The organism is Streptomyces sp. NPDC042102, assembly GCF_055582305.1.
The window spans coordinates 345,967-362,383 of sequence record NZ_JBVJDL010000004.1 but is presented as its reverse complement, the minus strand read 5'-3'; the positions used below and the strand labels follow the sequence as shown (position 1 = coordinate 362,383).

Genomic DNA, 16,417 nt, shown 5'->3' with positions numbered 1-16,417 from the left:
CAGTGTTCTCCTTCGCGACGGGACGGGACCGGACCGGGAGTTCGGGCCCGGTCGCCCACGGGTGCCGCCTCGACGCTAGCCGACGACCCGGACACCGGGAGAGGCGGCGGCGAGGTCCCGCCCCCGGGTCTCGCGGGCGAAGTACACGGTGAGGGTGGTGACCAGCGCGGCGAAGCACAGGTACACGGACACCGGCAGCGAGGAGTCGTAGTCCTTCAGCAGCTCGACGGCGATGATCGGGGCGAGCGCCCCGGCGATGACCGACGCCAGCTGGGAGCCCATGGAGGCGCCCGAGTAGCGGACCTTGGTGTCGAACATCTCCGAGATGAAGGCCGCCTGGGGGCCGTACATCGCCCCGTGCAGCAGCAGTCCCGCGGTGACGGCGAGGGTGATGACCGCGAAGGACCTGGTGTCCAGCAGCGCGAAGAAGACGAAGGCCCACACGGCCATGCCGACCGAGCCGATGAGGGTGACCGTCCGCCGGCCGATCCGGTCGGAGAGGGCGCCCCAGGCCGGGATGGTGACGAAGTGGACGGCGGAGCCGATGAGGACGGCGTTCAGGGCGGTGCTCTTGGGCAGGCCCAGGTGCACGGTGACGTACACGAGGAGGAAGGAGGTGATGACGTAGTAGGAGATGTTCTCGCCGAACCGGGTGCCGATGGCGGTGAGCACCTCGCGCCGGCTGCGGCGCAGCACCTCGACCACGGGCGGCCGTTCCCTCACGCCCTGCGCCGCCTCGGCCTCCGCCTTGGCCCGTGCGGCGAGGAAGACCGGCGACTCCGCCACCGACAGCCGGATCCACAGCCCCACCAGTACCAGCAGCCCGGACAGCAGGAACGGGATCCGCCAGCCCCAGGCCAGGAACGCCGCGTCGGACTGTACGGCCGCCAGCAGCGCCAGCACACCGGTGGCCAGCAGGTTCCCGCCGGGAGCCCCGGCTTGCGGCCACGACGCCCAGAACCCCCGGTGCCGCTCGCCCCCGTGCTCGGCGACGATCAGCACGGCCCCGCCCCACTCCCCGCCGAGCGCGAACCCCTGCACCAGCCGCAGCACGGTCAGCAGCACGGGCGCGCCGACGCCGATCGACTCGTACGTGGGCAGCAGCCCCATCGCGAAGGTCGAACCACCCATCAGCAGCAGGCTGACGACCAGCAGTTTCTTCCGGCCGAGCTTGTCCCCGAAGTGCCCGAAGACCACCCCGCCCAGGGGCCGGGCGAGGAACCCGATGGCATAGGTGACGAACGCGATCAGCGTGCCGACGAGCGGGTCGGCGGTGGGGAAGAAGAGGGTGTTGAAGACGAGCGCGGCGGCGGAGCCGTAGAGGAAGAAGTCGTACCACTCGATGGTGGTCCCGACCAGGCTCGCGGCGACGACGCGCCTGATGGAGCCGGGCGTTGGGGAGGGTGTGGCAGAGGCGGCCATGAGTACCACTTCCGGAGGGTGCGGGGACGTTTCCGTGTCGCCACACCATAGGAACGCCCAGGTCAGCGGCACATGTGGTGCGTCACTACAGTTACCGCGCGGGGAATGTGGAAACCACCCATGCCACGCGGGGACGCGCGCGACGGCGCCTGCGCCTAGGATCGCGGTCATGGCCCTGATCATGAGTGACGTGGACCGGTTCGAGACCGCCAGGCCCCGGCTGGAGGCGATCGCCTACCGGCTGCTCGGTTCGGCGAGCGAGGCGGAGGACGCCGTGCAGGAGACGTTCCTGCGCTGGCAGGCGGCCGACGTCCCGCGCATCGAGGTTCCGGAGGCCTGGCTGACGAAGGTCCTCACCAACCTCTGCCTCAACATGCTCACTTCGGCACGCGCCCGGCGCGAGACGTACGTCGGCCAGTGGCTCCCCGAACCGCTGCTCACCGGGGACCCGATGCTCGGCCCGGCCGACACCGCGGAACAGCGGGAGTCGGTGTCGTACGCCGTCCTCGTCCTGCTGGAGCGCCTCTCGCCGGGCGAGCGGGCGGTGTACGTGCTGCGCGAGGCCTTCGACTACCCGCACCGCGAGATCGCCGGGATCCTGGACATCACCGAGGCGGCCAGCCAGCAGACCTACCACCGGGCCAAGAAGCACATCGCGGACGGCAGGGCGCGCACCGAGATCGACGAGGCCGCCGCGCGCAGGATCGTCGAGGAGTTCCTGGCCGCGGCCACCAGCGGCCGTACCGAACCCCTCGTACGCCTGCTCACCGAGAACGCGATCGCGGTCGGCGACGGCGGCGGGAAGGTTCCGGCCCGCGCGAAGGCGTTCGAGGGCGCGCTCGCGGTCGCCACGTTCCTGCGCGGCCTGTTCAAGCCCGGCAAGGCCAAGCGGGCCCTGGTCGGCGGTGTGCCCGAGGTGTACGCCACGACCGCCAACGGCGGGCCCGCCTTCGTGGCGGTCGTGGACGGCCGGGTCGTCACCATCACCTGCCTGGAGGTCACCGAGGAGGGCATCGTCGCGATCCGCAGCCAGGTCAACCCGGACAAGCTCGTCCGCGCGACCGAGCTGTGGGCCCGTGCGGACCACGGGGAGGGGCCGCTCCACACCCTCTGAGGGGGTGTGACGCAGGTCACTTTCCGATCCTGTCAGGAATCGCGGGGCTGCCCGGTTCAAGGGGCGAGACCACGCCGGACACCGGCAGCCCCGCCCAGACAGGAGCAGGCACATGGAGCACCGCATCGTCGTCCTCGGAGCCGGCTACACCGGCGCCGCCGCCGCCGGCCGCCTCGCCAAGCGGCTCCACCAGGAGGACGTCAGCATCACCCTGGTCAACCCCGAGCCCGACTTCGTCGAGCGCGTCCGGCTGCACCAGCTCGCCGCCGGCCAGGACCTCAGCCCCCGGCCGTTCGCCGAGATGTTCGCGGGGACCGGGGTGGTCCTGGAGATCGCGAAGGTCACCGCCGTGGACGCGGACCGCAGGACGGTCACGGTCACGGCCGCGAACGGCTCCGGGCACAAGGAGCTGGCGTACGACACGCTGGTCTACGCCCTCGGCAGCGGCTGGAACCCCGGAGACGTCACCGGGACCGCCGAACACGCCCACGAGGTCTCCAGCCGCCCCGGCGCCCTGCGCCTGCGCGACCGCCTGGCCGCCCTGCACGCCGGCCGGCCCGTGGTCGTGGTCGGCGGCGGCCTGACCGGCCTGGAGGCCGCCACCGAGATCGCCGAGGCCCGCCCGGACCTCGACGTCGCCCTGGCCATCCGCGGCGCCCTCGGCGACTGGCTCTCCGAGAAGGGCCGCACGCACCTGCGCAAGGTGGTGGACGGGCTCGGCATCACCGTCCACGAACACGCCGCGGTCGACGCGGTGGAGGCGGACGCCGTCACCACCGCCGACGGCCGGACCATCCCCTCCGCGGCCACGGTCTGGACCACCGGCTTCGCCGTCCACCCGATCGCGGCGGCCAGCACCCTGGAGCTCGGCGACCGCGGCCGGATCGTCGTCGACAGCACGATGCGCTCGGTCTCCCACCCCGACGTGTACGCCGTGGGCGACGCGGCGGTGGCGACCGGCCCCGGCGACAAGCCGCTGCGCATGTCCTGCGCCTCGGGCGTCCCCATGGCCTGGCAGGCCGCCGACGCCATCGCGGCCCGGCTCGCCGGTGTCAAGGTCCCCCGCGTTCCCATCCGCTACTTCCAGCAGTGCGTCTCGCTCGGCCGCAAGGAGGGCCTGATCCAGTTCGTCACGGCCGACGACCGGTCGGTCGAGCGGGCCCTGACGGGCCGTGTGGCCGCCGTGTACAAGGAACTGATCTGCAAGGGCGCGGCCTGGGGCGTCGCCAACCCGACGCTGGGCATGCCGTCCCGGCGCCGGCGGGCCGTACTGCAGGGGGCCGGCGCCCGCGCGCGGGTGGAGGTGGCGTCCTGACCCCTACGCCGCGTCCGCCGCGGTGATCAGCAGGTCGAGGAGGGCGAGGAGGGCGTCGCGTACGTCGGCACGGGCCCGGGCGTCGAGCAGGAGGACGGGCGTGGCCGGGTCCCGCAGGTGCAGGGCGGCGGCGATCTCCTCGGCGGTGTAGGGCTGTTCGCCGTGGAAGCAGTTCGCGCCCACCACGAACGGCAGCCCGCGGCTCTCGAAGAAGTCGATGGCCGGGAAACTGCGGTCCAGGCGCCGCGTGTCGACCAGGACGAGCGCACCGAGGGCGCCGGCCAGCAGGTCGTCCCACATGAACCAGAAGCGCTCCTGGCCCGGAGTGCCGAAGAGGTAGAGGACGACCTCGGCGTCGGTGAGGGTGAGCCGGCCGAAGTCCATCGCCACGGTGGTGAGCGCCTTGGACTCGATGCCGTCGAGGTCGTCGACGCCCACTCCGGCCGCGGTCAGCCGCTCCTCCGTACGCAGCGGTTCGATCTCGGAGATCGTTTCGACCAGGGTCGTCTTGCCGACGCCGAAGCCTCCCGCGATGAGGATCTTGACAGGCGACGCCTGTCCGGCAGGAGCGGCGGCAGACGGGTCGTATCCATCATATCCGGGCAAGGTTGTCCCTGATTCTCATGAGCATGTGGACGTTGGTGGTCTCCGCCCCCTGCAGGGGCGGCCGGTGGTGGATCAGCCCGCGGTCCGCGAGTTCGCCGAGCAGCAGCGTCATCGGGGTGAGCCGGATCCGCATCCGCGCCGCGATCTCGGCGACCGCCAGCCCGCCCGGGCGGGCGCACATGGCGAGGACGGCCTGCCATTCGGTGGGCAGCGCGCCCTGGGCCTCCGCGCCGACGGCCGCCGTGATCGTGGTGTCCATGGTGAGAACCGTGTGCGGTGCGGCGGTCCGGCCGTCCGTCAGCGCGTACAACCGGGTACGCCGGCCGCCGCGCTGCGGCGCCTCGGGTCCGAGCCCTGCGGACTCGGACCCTGCGGACTCGGACCCTGTGGGCTCGGAGTGACCGGGCTCCGGCATCTCGGGTTCCGGCATCTCGGGCTCGGGCATTACGGCGTCGGCGCCTGGGTACGCTCGGGCGTACCCAGCCATTCGCCGAGCGCCTGCGCGGTCCGTACGGCCTCGCCGCCCAGCTCGCCGAGGCGGGCCTTGCGGGAGGTCACCACGAGGAGGGTGCTGCCCTCCCCGCACCCGACGACGCAGAGATAGCGGTCGTCCATCTCGACCAGCTGGCGGATCACGCGGCCGCCGTCCACCTCCCGGGACATCGCCTTCATCGTGGCGGCGATCCCGGAGGCCGCGGCCGCCATGCGCTCCGACTGGTCCCGGTCGAGGAGGTAGGCGGTCAGCGGGATCCCGTCGTTGGAGAGGAGCACCGCTCCCTGGATGCCGGCGATCCGGCTCAGATGGTTGTCCAGGACGCTGAAGATCGCGTCGTTCGACGCCGCGGTGCTGGAGGTCGGGGAGTTGGGGGTCGTCGTCATCGCTGGTCCTGTTCCTGTCTGAGCTCGGCTTCCACCTTCTGCGTCCCCTCTTCGTAGTCCGCCCAGGCGTCGGCGACCTCTTCGGGGGTGTCCGTGCCGGGGCCCGGCTCCGGCTCGGGTGCTCGCGGTGCGCGCAACTGCCTGGTCATGTGCGTCTGCGGGACGCGTTCCGGCAGCGCCGGGCGGGTCCCGCCGGCCCCGGCCCCTGCCGTGGTCGCGGTCGCGGTCGCGGGCCGCGGCGCGGGCGTGCGCTGCGCCAACGCGGGTGCGGGGGACGGCTCCGGCCGCTCGGTGCCGGCCGGGTGCGGTACCCGCTCGGGCGCGGCCCGCCGTACGGGGACGGGGGCGGGCGCGGGTGCGGCGGACTCGCGGGCGGGGGACGGGGCCGGAGCGGCCGTCCGCGCCAGCAGGTCGCCCGGCAGTACGACGACCGCCGAGGTGCCCCCGTACACCGAACGCCGCAGCGTGACCGTGGCCCCCAACTGGTCGGCCAGGTGGCCGACCACGAAGAGGCCCAGCCGGTGGGCGTTCTCGGCGAGTTCGGAGTAGGGCGGCGCCGTGTGCAGGCGCCGGTTCATCTCCTCGTAGCCGGCCTCGCCCACGCGCGGCCCGCGGTCCTCGATCTCCACGGACAGCCCGTCCGGGAGCAGTTCGGCCCGGATGACCACCTTCGACCTCGGCGGGGAGAACCGGGTGGCGTTGTCCAGCAGCTCCGCCAGCAGGTGGCTGATCTGGCTGATGACGCTCGGTTCGACGCTCGCCTCGTCGAGCGCGTGCCGTTCGATCCGCCGGAAGTCCTCGACCTCCGCCGCCGCCTCGCGCAGCAGGTCGGCGACCCGCATCGGCTCGGTGTGCGGGTCGGGGATCTCGCCGCCCGACAGGATGAGCAGGTTCTCGACCTGCCGCCGCATGCCGACGGTCAGCTGGTCGGACCGCATCAACTCGGCGAGCAGCGCCTCGTCGTGCCCGAAGGTGTCCTGGATATCCTCGGTGAGGCTCAGCTGGCGGCTGACCAGGTTCCCGGTGCGCGAGGCGATGCCGGAGGCGAACATGCCGAAGCCGTGCCGTTCGGCCGCGAGCTGCCGGTGGCCGTCGACGGACACCGCGACGACGCGGGCGAACGCGTCACTGACCTGCCCGACCTCGTCCCGGTCCCCGCTCACCGCCGGCAGGGCGTCGTCATCGACGCTCTGGCCGCGGTGCAGCCGGGCGACGACGTCCGGCAGTGTCTCCTCGGCGATGGCCACGGTGCGCTCGTGCAGGCGCCGCAGCCGGCGCAGCACCGAACGGGTGGTGACCACGACGACGGCGATGACCAGCAACAGCGCGCCGGAGCTGCCGCCGACCAGCCAGAAGACGTCGCTCTCCAGCTCGGCGGCCTTCCTGTCGGCCTGCGCCAGCAGGTCGCGCGAGCGCTGGGCGCTGAGTTCGGCCAGTTGCGCCGAGAACGCCTGGTGCGCGGCCGGCCAGTCCGCGACGTCCGCCGGCAGTTTCATCCCGGAATCGGTGATCTTGTGCTGGGCGATGACCGCGTTCTCGACGCGGAGTTTCACCTTCCAGGCGTCCGAGGCGGTGATGCGCTCGTACGTCTGCTTGTCCTCGGGCGGCAGGTACGGCACGACCCACGTGTCGTACAGGTGCCGGTGCGCCCCGGCGTCGTTCAGGAACTCGCCGAAAGCGGCGGGCGTCAGCTCCCTGGACGGACCGGCCAGCGTGAGGATCGTGTCCTGGCGGGCCAGCATCTCGGAGGCGGAGAGCATCGCGATGACCGGGCGGCTCGCCTGCTGGAGCCCGGCGTCCTCGGCGTGGCCGAAAGCCCCCTGGTAGAGGCCGGTGATGCCGTCGATGACCTCGTCGTAGTACGCCATCGCCTGCGCGGCCACGCCGCTGCGCGCGTCCGCGCGCGAGCGGTGGGAGGTCAGCTGGTCGAGGCGGGTCTTGACGTCCTGGAGGTGTTCCGCGGTCCGCCCGGACTCCGGACTGCCGTCGGCGTCCGCCGAGAGCCGGCGGAATTCGGCCACGGCCTTGTCGGTGGCCGCCCTGCGCTCGCGCAGGTCGGCGTCGCGGACGGGGGCGCCCGCCCACCGTGCGGCGGTCATCTTCCGTTCGGCCTGCAGCTCGGCCATGAGCCGGAACAGCGGCTCACCGATCCGCTTGCTGGCGGCCAGGTCGTCGCGCAGGTGGTCGGCCTGTACCAGCAGCCGTTCGGCGGTCACCGCCACCTGGGTGCCCATGGCCACGGTGGGGACGACCGCGAGCCATATGAGCATCGTACGCAGGCGCACAGTGCGCCGTCTTCGGGCCTTCGACGGCCCTGGGGTGCCTTCGGATATGGGAGACATCGGTCCTCGGGATGCGTCGGGGCGGGATCGCGCGAGCGACAGGCGCCGATCATAACCAGCCACAAAGCCCGCATACAGCCGCACCCGACGACTCGGATTCCCACAAGGGCCTCCACGCCGCCCGTCGCACGGCGTCAACCGGATCGCGGCACTCCGTGTTCGTGCGTGTCGAACGCACAACTGCCCATCGGGGCCGGGTCCGTCACCTCGGCCGGACACAAGTAGCATCACGTGTTCCGCATCCGCACCATGGCTCTGGAGTCCCCCCATGAACCACACCTCCGGCTTCCCCCTCTCCCGCCGCGGCCTCATACGCGCCGGCGCCGGCGCCTCGCTCGCGGCGCTCGGGCTCGGCGTCGGTGCGCCGTCCGCCTCCGCCGCCGTGGCCGCCACCAAGCGGTTCGATCTCACGCAGCCGTCGCACGACCTGTTCCGGTCCAAGGACACGCACGGCGCGCGGGTCCAGCAGAGTTTCGCCTTCGACTGGGAGAACAAGTTCCTGTTCGTGGCGACCAAGCGGAGCGGAAGCTCCGAGGCCGACGGCGACCTGTGCATCAACAAGATGGACTTCGACGGAAACTACATTTCGTACATGCACCTCGACGGCTTCGGCCACGGGGTCGCCTTCGCCGCGCTGCCGAGCGGTTCCGGCACCGAGCTGTGGATCGAGTGCGCCGCGAACACCAAGGGGTACGGCACCGCGCTGGCGCCCATCACGTACAAGGCCAACACCACCCTGGCCTCTCCGGCCGCCTCGGCCGCCTACCGGCCGATCTCCGGGGCCACCGAGTACACGTGTTCCGTCGACCCCGTCTACCAGCGCATGATCGTGCGGTATCACACCAGCGCCGGGAAGCGCATCGCCGTGTACCCCCTCTCCGCCTTCCAGACGAGGGACTTCGGCTCGCCGCTGGTCGACTTCGCGCAGCCGGCGATCCCCGGAACTCCCCAGGGCTACACCCTCTACGGCTCGTACATGTACTACCTGACCGGCGATGCCTACCCCGAGCCCGGCACCCCCGTGGGTGACGGCAACTCCTACCTCACCAGCATCGACATCAACACGGGCACCGTGAAGCAGGGGCCGGTCCTCACCAAGGCCGGATCCACGCTGCACCACCGCGAGCCCGAGGGCCTGGCGGTCTACCGCACCGACGCGGGCGAGGCCCGCCTCTTCCTCGGCTTCGCGACCGGTGTGGAGGGCGACCGGCGCTCCAGCATCTTCTACAAGAACGCGCTGGTCTGAGCCGTCCCGCTGCCCGGCGGCCGGTCATCGGCCGTCGGGCGCCGGCCGCCCCGGCGCGCGGCCTTCCTGACCATCCAGAAGACGAGACGGTCCGGTTCGCGGTAGGCTGTTCCCATGTACGTGCACTACTTCTTCCTCTGATTCCCGGTACGCCGGACGGACGCGGCCCTCGCGGAGCCGCCCGTCAGGCGTTCCCCGCGTCAGGAAGAAGGCCCACGTACCCCGAGGAATCCCATGCGTCCCAGCGCCACCGTTCCCGTCTCCCAGCTGGCCCTCAGCGGCGTCGGCAAGGCCTACGGCGACCGCGTCGTGCTCGACCAGGTCTCCCTCACCCTGCGGCCCGGCGAGAAGGCCGCCGTCATCGGCGAGAACGGCTCCGGCAAGTCGACCCTCCTGCGGCTGATCGCCGGAGCCGAGCAGCCCGACCACGGGCAGGTCACCGTCTCCTTCCCCGGCGGCGTCGGCCACCTCGCGCAGACCCTCGACCTCGGGCCGCGGTGCACGGTCCGGGACGCCGTCGACGCCGCACTGCACGAGCTGCGCGCCCTCGAGGCGCGCATCCGGGCCGCCGAGGCCGCGCTCGCCGGCGCCGGGCCCGCGGAGCTCGACGCGTACGGCGACCTGATCGGCGAGTTCGAGGCCCGCGAGGGATACACGGCCGACGCCCGCACCGAAGCGGCCCGGCACGCGCTCGGTATCGGGCACATCGGCATGGAGCGGACCCTCGGCTCGCTCTCCGGCGGCGAGCAGTCCCGGCTCGCCCTGGCCTGCGTGCTGGGCGCGGCCCCGGAACTCCTGCTGCTGGACGAGCCGACCAACCACCTCGACGAGCCCGCCGTGACCTGGCTGGCCGAGCGGCTGCGCGCGCACCGCGGCACGCTGGTCGTGGTCACGCACGACCGGGCGTTCCTGGAGGCCGTGGCCACGACCGTACTGGAGGTGGACGGCGATCTGCGGACCGTCAAGCGGTACGGGGACGGCTGGGCCGGCTACCGCGCCGCCCGGGCCGCCGCCCGCCGGGGCCGGGAGCAGCGCCACCAGGAGTACCTCGACACGCTCGACCGTACCCGGCGCCTCGTCGATGCCGCCGGGCAGCGGCTGGCCGGCACCGGCAAGGACCCGCACCAGGGCTTCGGCAAGCACCGGCGCTCGCACGACGCCAAGCTGTCCGGGCAGGTCAGGGCGGCCCGGCGGCAACTGGACCACCTGCTGCGGGAACCGGTGCCCGCGCCACCGGAGCCGCTGCGGTTCGCCGCGCGGATCGAAGGGGACGGCGCCGCCGCCCTGCCCGAGGACACGCCGTACGTGGCCGAACTGGCCGGGATCGCGGTCGACGGCCGGCTGTCGCTGCCGGAACTCGCGATCCGGCCGGGGGCGCGACTGCTGGTGTCGGGCCCGAACGGGGCCGGGAAGTCGACCCTGTTGCGGGTCCTGGCCGGCGACATCACGCCGGACCGCGGAACGGTGCGGCGCCACACCTCCGTGGGCTACCTCCCGCAGGAGATCGCCTTCGACCCCGCCCGGCACCCGCTGCTGCACGGCTTCGCGGCGGGGCGCCCCGGAGACCCCGAGGAGTACGCGGAGGAACTCCTCGCCCTCGGACTGTTCCGCGCGGAGGACCTGCACGTGCCCGTCGCCGCCCTGTCGGCGGGCCAGCGCCGCCGGCTGGAGCTGGCCAGGCTCGTGACGCGTCCGGCGGGCCTGCTGGTCCTGGACGAGCCGACCAACCACGTGTCGCCGACGCTGGTCGAGGAACTGGAGGAGGCGCTGGCCGCGTTCACGGGTGCGGTGGTCGCCGTCTCGCACGACCGCCGCTTCCGCTCCGCCTTCACCGGCCCCGGGCTGGAACTGCGCGCGGGCTCGCCGGTCGAGGGCTCGGTACGGCGAGCCTAGGCCTGACCGCCTGTCCCGTCTTCCTCAACCCCTCACGTTTCAAGGCCAGTTGTTCACGGGCAATTGGCCGGAGCGTGTGTCGATGGTCAACCGGGCGATGGATGCTGCGGCCCGGGCGGGACGGATGCGTGCTGGGGGGCATGGGTGACTGTCGTGCAGAGAGCCTCGGGGGAGAGGCCGTTCGTCGAGGAGCCTCGGCTGACCGTGCGGAGCCGGTCGTCCGGCTCGTGGTCGCGGCGGCTGCTGCTGTTCTTCCTGCCCGCACTGGCCACCGTCCTGACGGGGCTCACCACGCTGGCCGTGTCCGGCAATCTGCTGCTGCCCTTCGAACGCGTCACCGTCCTCGAGGGGAAGATGGCCTCCAAACGGGACTTCTTCGAGGACGGGGAGGTCCGGCGGATCCTGATGGGGCACGGCATCCAGGTCCACATCACCAGCTCGGGCTCGCGCGAGGTCGCCCTGCGCGACCTCGACGCCTTCGACTTCGTCTTCCCCTCGGGCCAGCCGGCCGGCGATCTGATCACCGGCGTGCGCGCGGCGTCCGGCCAGTACGCCAAGGTGCACCGCCCGTTCGTGAGCCCCATCGTGCTCGCGACGTACCGGGAGTACGCCGAGACGCTGCGCGACGCCGGCATCGCCACCCCGCTGCCCTCGGCGGGCGCGGACCGGCCGCTCTACTACTCGCTGGACATGGGCAGGTTCCTCGGCGCCATCGACGGGGCGCGGCGCTGGAACGACCTCGGCATCCAGCGCCACGGGATCGCCAACGCCAACCGGATCGTCGCCCAGAGCCCCGACGTGTGCGGCTCCAACTCGGCCGGGACCTATCTGGCACTGGTCTCCTTCACCTGGCGCGGCAACGGTCCCGACGTGCCCGGCACGGACGAGGAGGCGAGCAGCCGGGCACGGTCCGTCAAGCACCTCATGGAGCAGGGCCTGCCGGCCGCCGACGTGTTCAGGACGTACGTCTCCCCGGAGGGCAAGGGGATCGCCCCGGTGGTCGTGGCGTACGAGCACCAGTACCTCACCCATCAGGTCCGCCACCGCGCCGAATCCGGCCGGCTCGACGAGGAGCGGGTGCTGCTCTACCCCTCCACCCAGTTCGTCACACAGCCCCAGTTCATCGCCCTCAACGACAAGGGCGAGCGGCTGCGCGAGCTCATGGCCGACGACCCGGATCTGCGCCGGCGCGCCATGGAGCTGGGCTTCAGGATCCTGGATCCGGCCGGCGAGGTCGCCGGCGACCAGCTGTCGACGTTCCTGAGGGAGCGGAACGTCCCGGTGCCGGCCCTGGAGAGCGACAACACCCGCTCGCCCATGCCCCGGATCCGCTACCTGGAGCGGATGATCTCCATCGTCGGCGACTGCCCGCCCGCCCCGCTTCCCGACGGGGCGCCATGAGGGCCCCCGGCACGCCGCGCGGGCGCCGCCGCCGGAGGCTGGCCGCGCTCACCCTGGCATGCCTGAGCGTGCTGGCCACGCTCGGCGGCTGCACCGGGACCCGCGCCGAACCGGTCACCCTGCGGGTGCTCGCCGCCTCCGAACTCGCCGACATGCAACCCCTGTTCGACGATCTGCGGCGCGAGACCGGCATCACGCTGACGATGGAGTACCAGGGCACTGTCGAGGCCACCGCCTCCCTGGCCACCGGCCACTACCGGCACGACCTCGCCTGGCTCTCCTCCTCCCGCCCCTTCCAGCTCCTGTGGAAGGCGGGCGGACGCCGGGCGGACGTACCGCCGGCGACGAGCACCATGAGCTCGCCCGTCGCCGTCGGCCTGAAGCCCGAGGTGGCGAAGCGGCTGCGCGGGGCGACCCCCGACGGGCAGCTGTCGTGGGCGGACCTCGCGGACGCCGCGGCGGCCGGCACCCTGAAGTACGCCATGGCCGACCCCCGCCGCGCCAACAGCGGCCTCGCCGCGCTCGTCGGCGTGGCGACCGCGGCCGCGGGGACCGGCGGCGCGCTGCGCCCCGAGGACGTCTCCTGCGACCGGCTGCGCGGCTTCTTCGCCGGGCACGCGCTGACCGAGGACTCCTCCGGCCGCCTCGTCGACGCGTACGCACGCGGCGAGGACGGACTCGACGGGCTGATCACGTACGAGTCCGAGCTGCTGGCCCTCGGCCGCGCGGGCACCCTGCGCACTCCGCTGGAGGTCGTGTACCCGAAGGACGGCATCGTGCTGTCCGACTATCCGCTGATGCTGCTGGATCCGGCCAAGCGTGCCGCGTACGACCGCCTGACGGCCTGGCTGCGGAGCGAGCCGGTCCAGCGCAAGATCATGGAACGCACGCTGCGCCGCCCCGTCGACCCCGGACTCGCCCGCGTGCCCGGCCTGCGCGCCCCGCTCGGCAACGCGCTGTACTTCCCGGACCGTCAGGCGGTCGTCGACCGGCTGCTGGCCGACTACGCCGACGCCCGCGCCGGCCGCCCGGTGCGGGTGATCTTCCTGCTCGACTTCTCCACGTCCATGCGCGGCGAGCGGATCGCGAACCTGCGCGCCACCATGGACGGGCTCGGCGGCACCGACGGCTCGCGCTCGGGCAAGTTCACCCGGTTCCACCAGGGCGAGACCCTCACGGTGGTGCGCTTCGGCGGCCGCGTCCTGGACGAGCGGAGCGTGACGTACACGGGGGCGCCCGATCTGGAGCGGCTGCGCGGCACGCTCGCCGACGACACCTTCGACGCGGGCACCGCCGTGTGGTCGGCCCTCGACCACGGTTACCGGATCGCGGCCGACGCGGTGGCCGCGGATCCCGGACAGCGCGTGTCCATCGTGCTCATGACGGACGGTGAGAACAACGCGGGGCTGAGCCTGGACACGTTCCTCGCCCGGTACGCGGCGCTGCCGGCGGCCGCCCGCGCGGTCCGCACGTACACCGTCCGGTACGGCGAGGCCGATCCGAGGGAGCTCGACCGGGCCGCCCGGGCCACCGGCGGGCACATGGCCGACGCCACAGGACAGTCCCTTCCCAACGCCTTCAAGGAGATCCGTGGGTGTCGTGAGTGAAGCGTGGTGGGCCGTGTGGTGGCCCTGGATGCTGCTGTGGCTGGTCACCGGGGCGGGCCTCGTGGCGCTCCTGGCGGTGGCGGTGCTGTGGCTGGTCCGCGCCCGGCGGGCGGCCGCCCGGGACTTCACGGACGGCATCTGCTTCTACCTGCACGACAAGACGGTCATGGACCACTACCAGATGCGCGGGTACACGGCCGCCCTGCGCAAGGAGGTCGAACAGCGCACCAGCGACAGCAAGGACGGGACCGTCCGCGCGAAGGTCTTCGGCGTCGGCGCGGACGGCGGCCGCAAGGAGAACACCGAGATCGTCAGCCGCTACATGGAGGTCGCGGAGCCGATCTCGGTGATCGGCCTGATCATGAAGGTGCTGGAGGAGAAGCGCGTCATCGTGCACGTCGACCTCCCGAGCCGGACCGTCACCCGCGGCCCCGCCCTGCTGCGGACGGCCGCCGGCGCGCCGGGCCCCGTTCGGCTGCGCGACGTCGACGGCTTCGTCCTGATCCGGGGCCGGTTCCGTACGGCCGGCGACCGTACGGCCGGCGACCGTGAGGAGGGCGACCGTGAGGAGGGCGCCGCCTCCACCGTGTTCCTCGCTCCGTACGGGGATCCGGCCGACCCGACCCAGGGGCCCCGGGTCCGGATCACCTGCGCCACGGAGGGCCTGCGCAACCAGGTTCCCCGCGGCACCTTCTCGGCCCGCTGTCTGGGCAAGGTGCAGGAATGGAACCCGGACGACGGGGTCCTGGAGGTCGAGGCGATGGCCGTCTTCCGTTAGTCAGGGATCAGCCGGTGCAGGTGATGGAGAAGGGGACCGGGTTGGAGGTGGTGCGGGTGGGGCTCTGGAGTTCCACGGCCATTCCGGTGGTCAGGGTGCCGGTCTTCGCCCAGGTCGTCAGCCGCACGGTGTCGTGCCCCGTGGGGTTGGCCTTGTCCCCGATCGACATGGTGCGCCAGTGCGGGTCCACCACCGAGCCGTCACCGGACACCCAGCGGTAGGAGATCAGGGTCGGCTCGGGCGCGGTGAACGTCGCCGTGAACGCGGGCGCCCGCCCCTCGGGGGTCGGGCAGGTGCCGGTGTAGGTCGTGTTCGCGCCGGCCACCGAGACCCGTACGCCCGGGCCGGGGCCGGGGTCGTCGCCGTCGCGGGTGACGGCGTGGACCACCGCGGCGGCGGTCAGGACGCAGGCGGCCGCGCCGGCGGCGACGAGGGCCGTCGTACGGCGCCTGCGGCGCGGTGCGACGGGCGCGGCGACCCCGGCGGGCGCGGTGGGGGCGGCCTGCGCGGTGTGCGTGGCCTGCGTGGTGTGCACGGTGTGCGTGTCCGGTGCGTCAGCCGTCGCGGGTGCGTCGGGCGCCGTGGGGGTGGCGGGCGCGGGCAGGGTGGGCGTCGCGGCCACCGGCGTCGGTCCCGTGGCGGGCGTCGCCGCCGTGTCGGGCCGCGAGGGCTCCGCGAGCCGCGCGGGCTCCGGCAGGACGCGGGCCGCGGTGGTGGTGGCGTCCGGCTCGTGGGCGATCTCCCGCAGGGCCGCGGCGACTTCGGCGGCGGGGGTCCGCCGCGCGGGCTCCTTGCGGAGCAGCCCGGCGATGACCGGGGCGAGCGGCCCGACCCGGGTCGGTTCCGGCGGTTCCTCGTCCACCACGGCCCGCAGCGTGCTCAGCGCGGTGTCCTGGCGGAACGGGGAGATGCCCTCGACGGCCGCGTACAGCATCACGCCGAGGGACCACAGGTCCGACGCGGGGCCCGAGGGGCGGCCCAGCGCCCGCTCCGGCGGCAGGTACTCGGGGGAGCCGACCACCTCGCCGGTCATGGTCAGGGCCGTGCTGCCCTCGACCGTCGCGATGCCGAAGTCGCTGAGCACCACCCGCCCGTCCTCGGCGAGCAGCACGTTCGCCGGCTTCACGTCCCGGTGCTCCACGCCGACGGCGTGGGCGGAGCGCAGCGCGCCCAGCACCTCGGCGCCGATGTGCGCCGCGTGCCGCGGGGTGAGCGGGCCCTCGGCGCGCAGCAGATCGGCCAGCGACCGGCCGCGGACCAGCTCCATCACGATCCAGGGCCGGCCCTCCTCCAGGACCACGTCGTGGACCGTCACCACGTTGCGGTCGGGTATCCGGGCCGCCGCCCACGCCTCGCGCTCCAGCCGGCTGTACATCCGCGCGATGTCGTCGGCCCGCAGGCCGGCCGGGGCCCGTACCTCCTTGACCGCGACCTCCCGGTGCAGGGTCTCGTCGCGCGCCCGCCACACGGTACCCATCCCGCCCTCGCCGAGCCGGGACAGCAGCCGGTAGCGGCCCGCGATCAGCCGCTCCCCGCCCGCCGCACCCGGCGTGGCCGCGGTGGCGGCCGCGGTCGTCCCGACGGTGGCGGCCGTCTCCGTGCCCGGTGCGGTCGCCGCGCCGGTGGCCGCGAGCGCGGCCTCCGTCACGGTCTCGGATTCCTCGTTGTGCATGGGGGCGGTTCTCCTCTGGATCGTCGGCCGACGCGTACATCACGTGCCGGCCGGACACCCGGTTCAACGGTGCTCACGGAATTCCAAGAAAAGGTTGAACCGAACACGTTCGCGATGACGTGTTGCTCTCGTACGGGCAGTC

The 16,417-nt window shown here is 73.0% G+C and carries 13 protein-coding genes; 7 read left to right on the top strand and 6 right to left on the bottom strand.

What is annotated here, in order from left to right:
- Positions 1–75 precede the first annotated feature (75 nt).
- Positions 76–1,422: an MFS transporter gene (locus ACZ6KO_RS19740; protein WP_469305276.1), complete on the bottom strand. Its 1,347-nt coding sequence runs from the start codon at positions 1,420–1,422 to the stop codon at positions 76–78.
- Between the two features lie 169 nt (positions 1,423–1,591).
- Between ACZ6KO_RS19740 and sigJ the strand changes: the two genes are divergently transcribed.
- Both sigJ and ACZ6KO_RS19730 read left to right on the top strand, forming a co-directional pair.
- On the top strand, positions 1,592–2,536 hold the full coding sequence (gene sigJ / locus ACZ6KO_RS19735) for an RNA polymerase sigma factor SigJ (protein ID WP_469305275.1): 945 nt from the start codon (positions 1,592–1,594) through the stop codon (positions 2,534–2,536).
- A 112-nt stretch (positions 2,537–2,648) separates the two neighbouring features.
- Positions 2,649–3,851: an NAD(P)/FAD-dependent oxidoreductase gene (locus ACZ6KO_RS19730; protein WP_469305274.1), complete on the top strand. Its 1,203-nt coding sequence runs from the start codon at positions 2,649–2,651 to the stop codon at positions 3,849–3,851.
- 3 nt (positions 3,852–3,854) lie between these two features.
- Here ACZ6KO_RS19730 and ACZ6KO_RS19725 read toward each other — a convergent pair whose 3' ends face one another.
- The 4 genes from ACZ6KO_RS19725 to ACZ6KO_RS19710 are packed head-to-tail and all read right to left on the bottom strand — an operon-like array spanning position 3,855 to position 7,621.
- Positions 3,855–4,457 carry a GTP-binding protein gene (locus ACZ6KO_RS19725; protein ID WP_469305273.1) on the bottom strand — a complete coding sequence of 201 codons (603 nt, stop codon included), beginning with the start codon at positions 4,455–4,457 and terminating at the stop codon, positions 3,855–3,857.
- Positions 4,444–4,872 carry a DUF742 domain-containing protein gene (locus ACZ6KO_RS19720; RefSeq protein WP_469305707.1) on the bottom strand — a complete coding sequence of 143 codons (429 nt, stop codon included), beginning with the start codon at positions 4,870–4,872 and terminating at the stop codon, positions 4,444–4,446. The genes ACZ6KO_RS19725 and ACZ6KO_RS19720 overlap by 14 nt, the downstream gene beginning before the upstream one ends.
- A 29-nt stretch (positions 4,873–4,901) precedes the next feature.
- Positions 4,902–5,336, bottom strand: a complete 435-nt coding sequence (locus tag ACZ6KO_RS19715; RefSeq protein WP_469305272.1) for a roadblock/LC7 domain-containing protein — start codon at positions 5,334–5,336, stop codon at positions 4,902–4,904.
- On the bottom strand, positions 5,333–7,621 hold the full coding sequence (locus tag ACZ6KO_RS19710) for a sensor histidine kinase (RefSeq protein WP_469305271.1): 2,289 nt from the start codon (positions 7,619–7,621) through the stop codon (positions 5,333–5,335). The genes ACZ6KO_RS19715 and ACZ6KO_RS19710 overlap by 4 nt, the downstream gene beginning before the upstream one ends.
- Before the next feature lie 325 nt (positions 7,622–7,946).
- Between ACZ6KO_RS19710 and ACZ6KO_RS19705 the strand changes: the two genes are divergently transcribed.
- The 5 genes from ACZ6KO_RS19705 to ACZ6KO_RS19685 all read left to right on the top strand — a co-directional run bounded on the left by ACZ6KO_RS19705 (position 7,947) and on the right by ACZ6KO_RS19685 (position 14,603).
- Positions 7,947–8,924, top strand: a complete 978-nt coding sequence (locus ACZ6KO_RS19705; protein ID WP_469305270.1) for a phage baseplate protein — start codon at positions 7,947–7,949, stop codon at positions 8,922–8,924.
- Positions 8,925–9,158: 234 nt separating this feature from the next.
- Positions 9,159–10,817 carry an ABC-F family ATP-binding cassette domain-containing protein gene (locus ACZ6KO_RS19700; RefSeq protein ID WP_469305269.1) on the top strand — a complete coding sequence of 553 codons (1,659 nt, stop codon included), beginning with the start codon at positions 9,159–9,161 and terminating at the stop codon, positions 10,815–10,817.
- Positions 10,818–11,021: 204 nt separating this feature from the next.
- Positions 11,022–12,218 carry a hypothetical protein gene (locus ACZ6KO_RS19695; protein WP_469305268.1) on the top strand — a complete coding sequence of 399 codons (1,197 nt, stop codon included), beginning with the start codon at positions 11,022–11,024 and terminating at the stop codon, positions 12,216–12,218.
- Positions 12,215–13,825, top strand: coding sequence for a vWA domain-containing protein (locus tag ACZ6KO_RS19690; protein ID WP_469305267.1), 1,611 nt, complete (start codon positions 12,215–12,217; stop codon positions 13,823–13,825). Before ACZ6KO_RS19695 ends, ACZ6KO_RS19690 begins: the two co-directional genes overlap by 4 nt.
- On the top strand, positions 13,818–14,603 hold the full coding sequence (locus ACZ6KO_RS19685) for a hypothetical protein (protein WP_469305266.1): 786 nt from the start codon (positions 13,818–13,820) through the stop codon (positions 14,601–14,603). The genes ACZ6KO_RS19690 and ACZ6KO_RS19685 overlap by 8 nt, the downstream gene beginning before the upstream one ends.
- A gap of 7 nt (positions 14,604–14,610) precedes the next feature.
- Here ACZ6KO_RS19685 and ACZ6KO_RS19680 read toward each other — a convergent pair whose 3' ends face one another.
- Positions 14,611–16,275 carry a serine/threonine-protein kinase gene (locus ACZ6KO_RS19680; protein ID WP_469305265.1) on the bottom strand — a complete coding sequence of 555 codons (1,665 nt, stop codon included), beginning with the start codon at positions 16,273–16,275 and terminating at the stop codon, positions 14,611–14,613.
- Between the last annotated feature and the right edge of the window lie 142 nt (positions 16,276–16,417).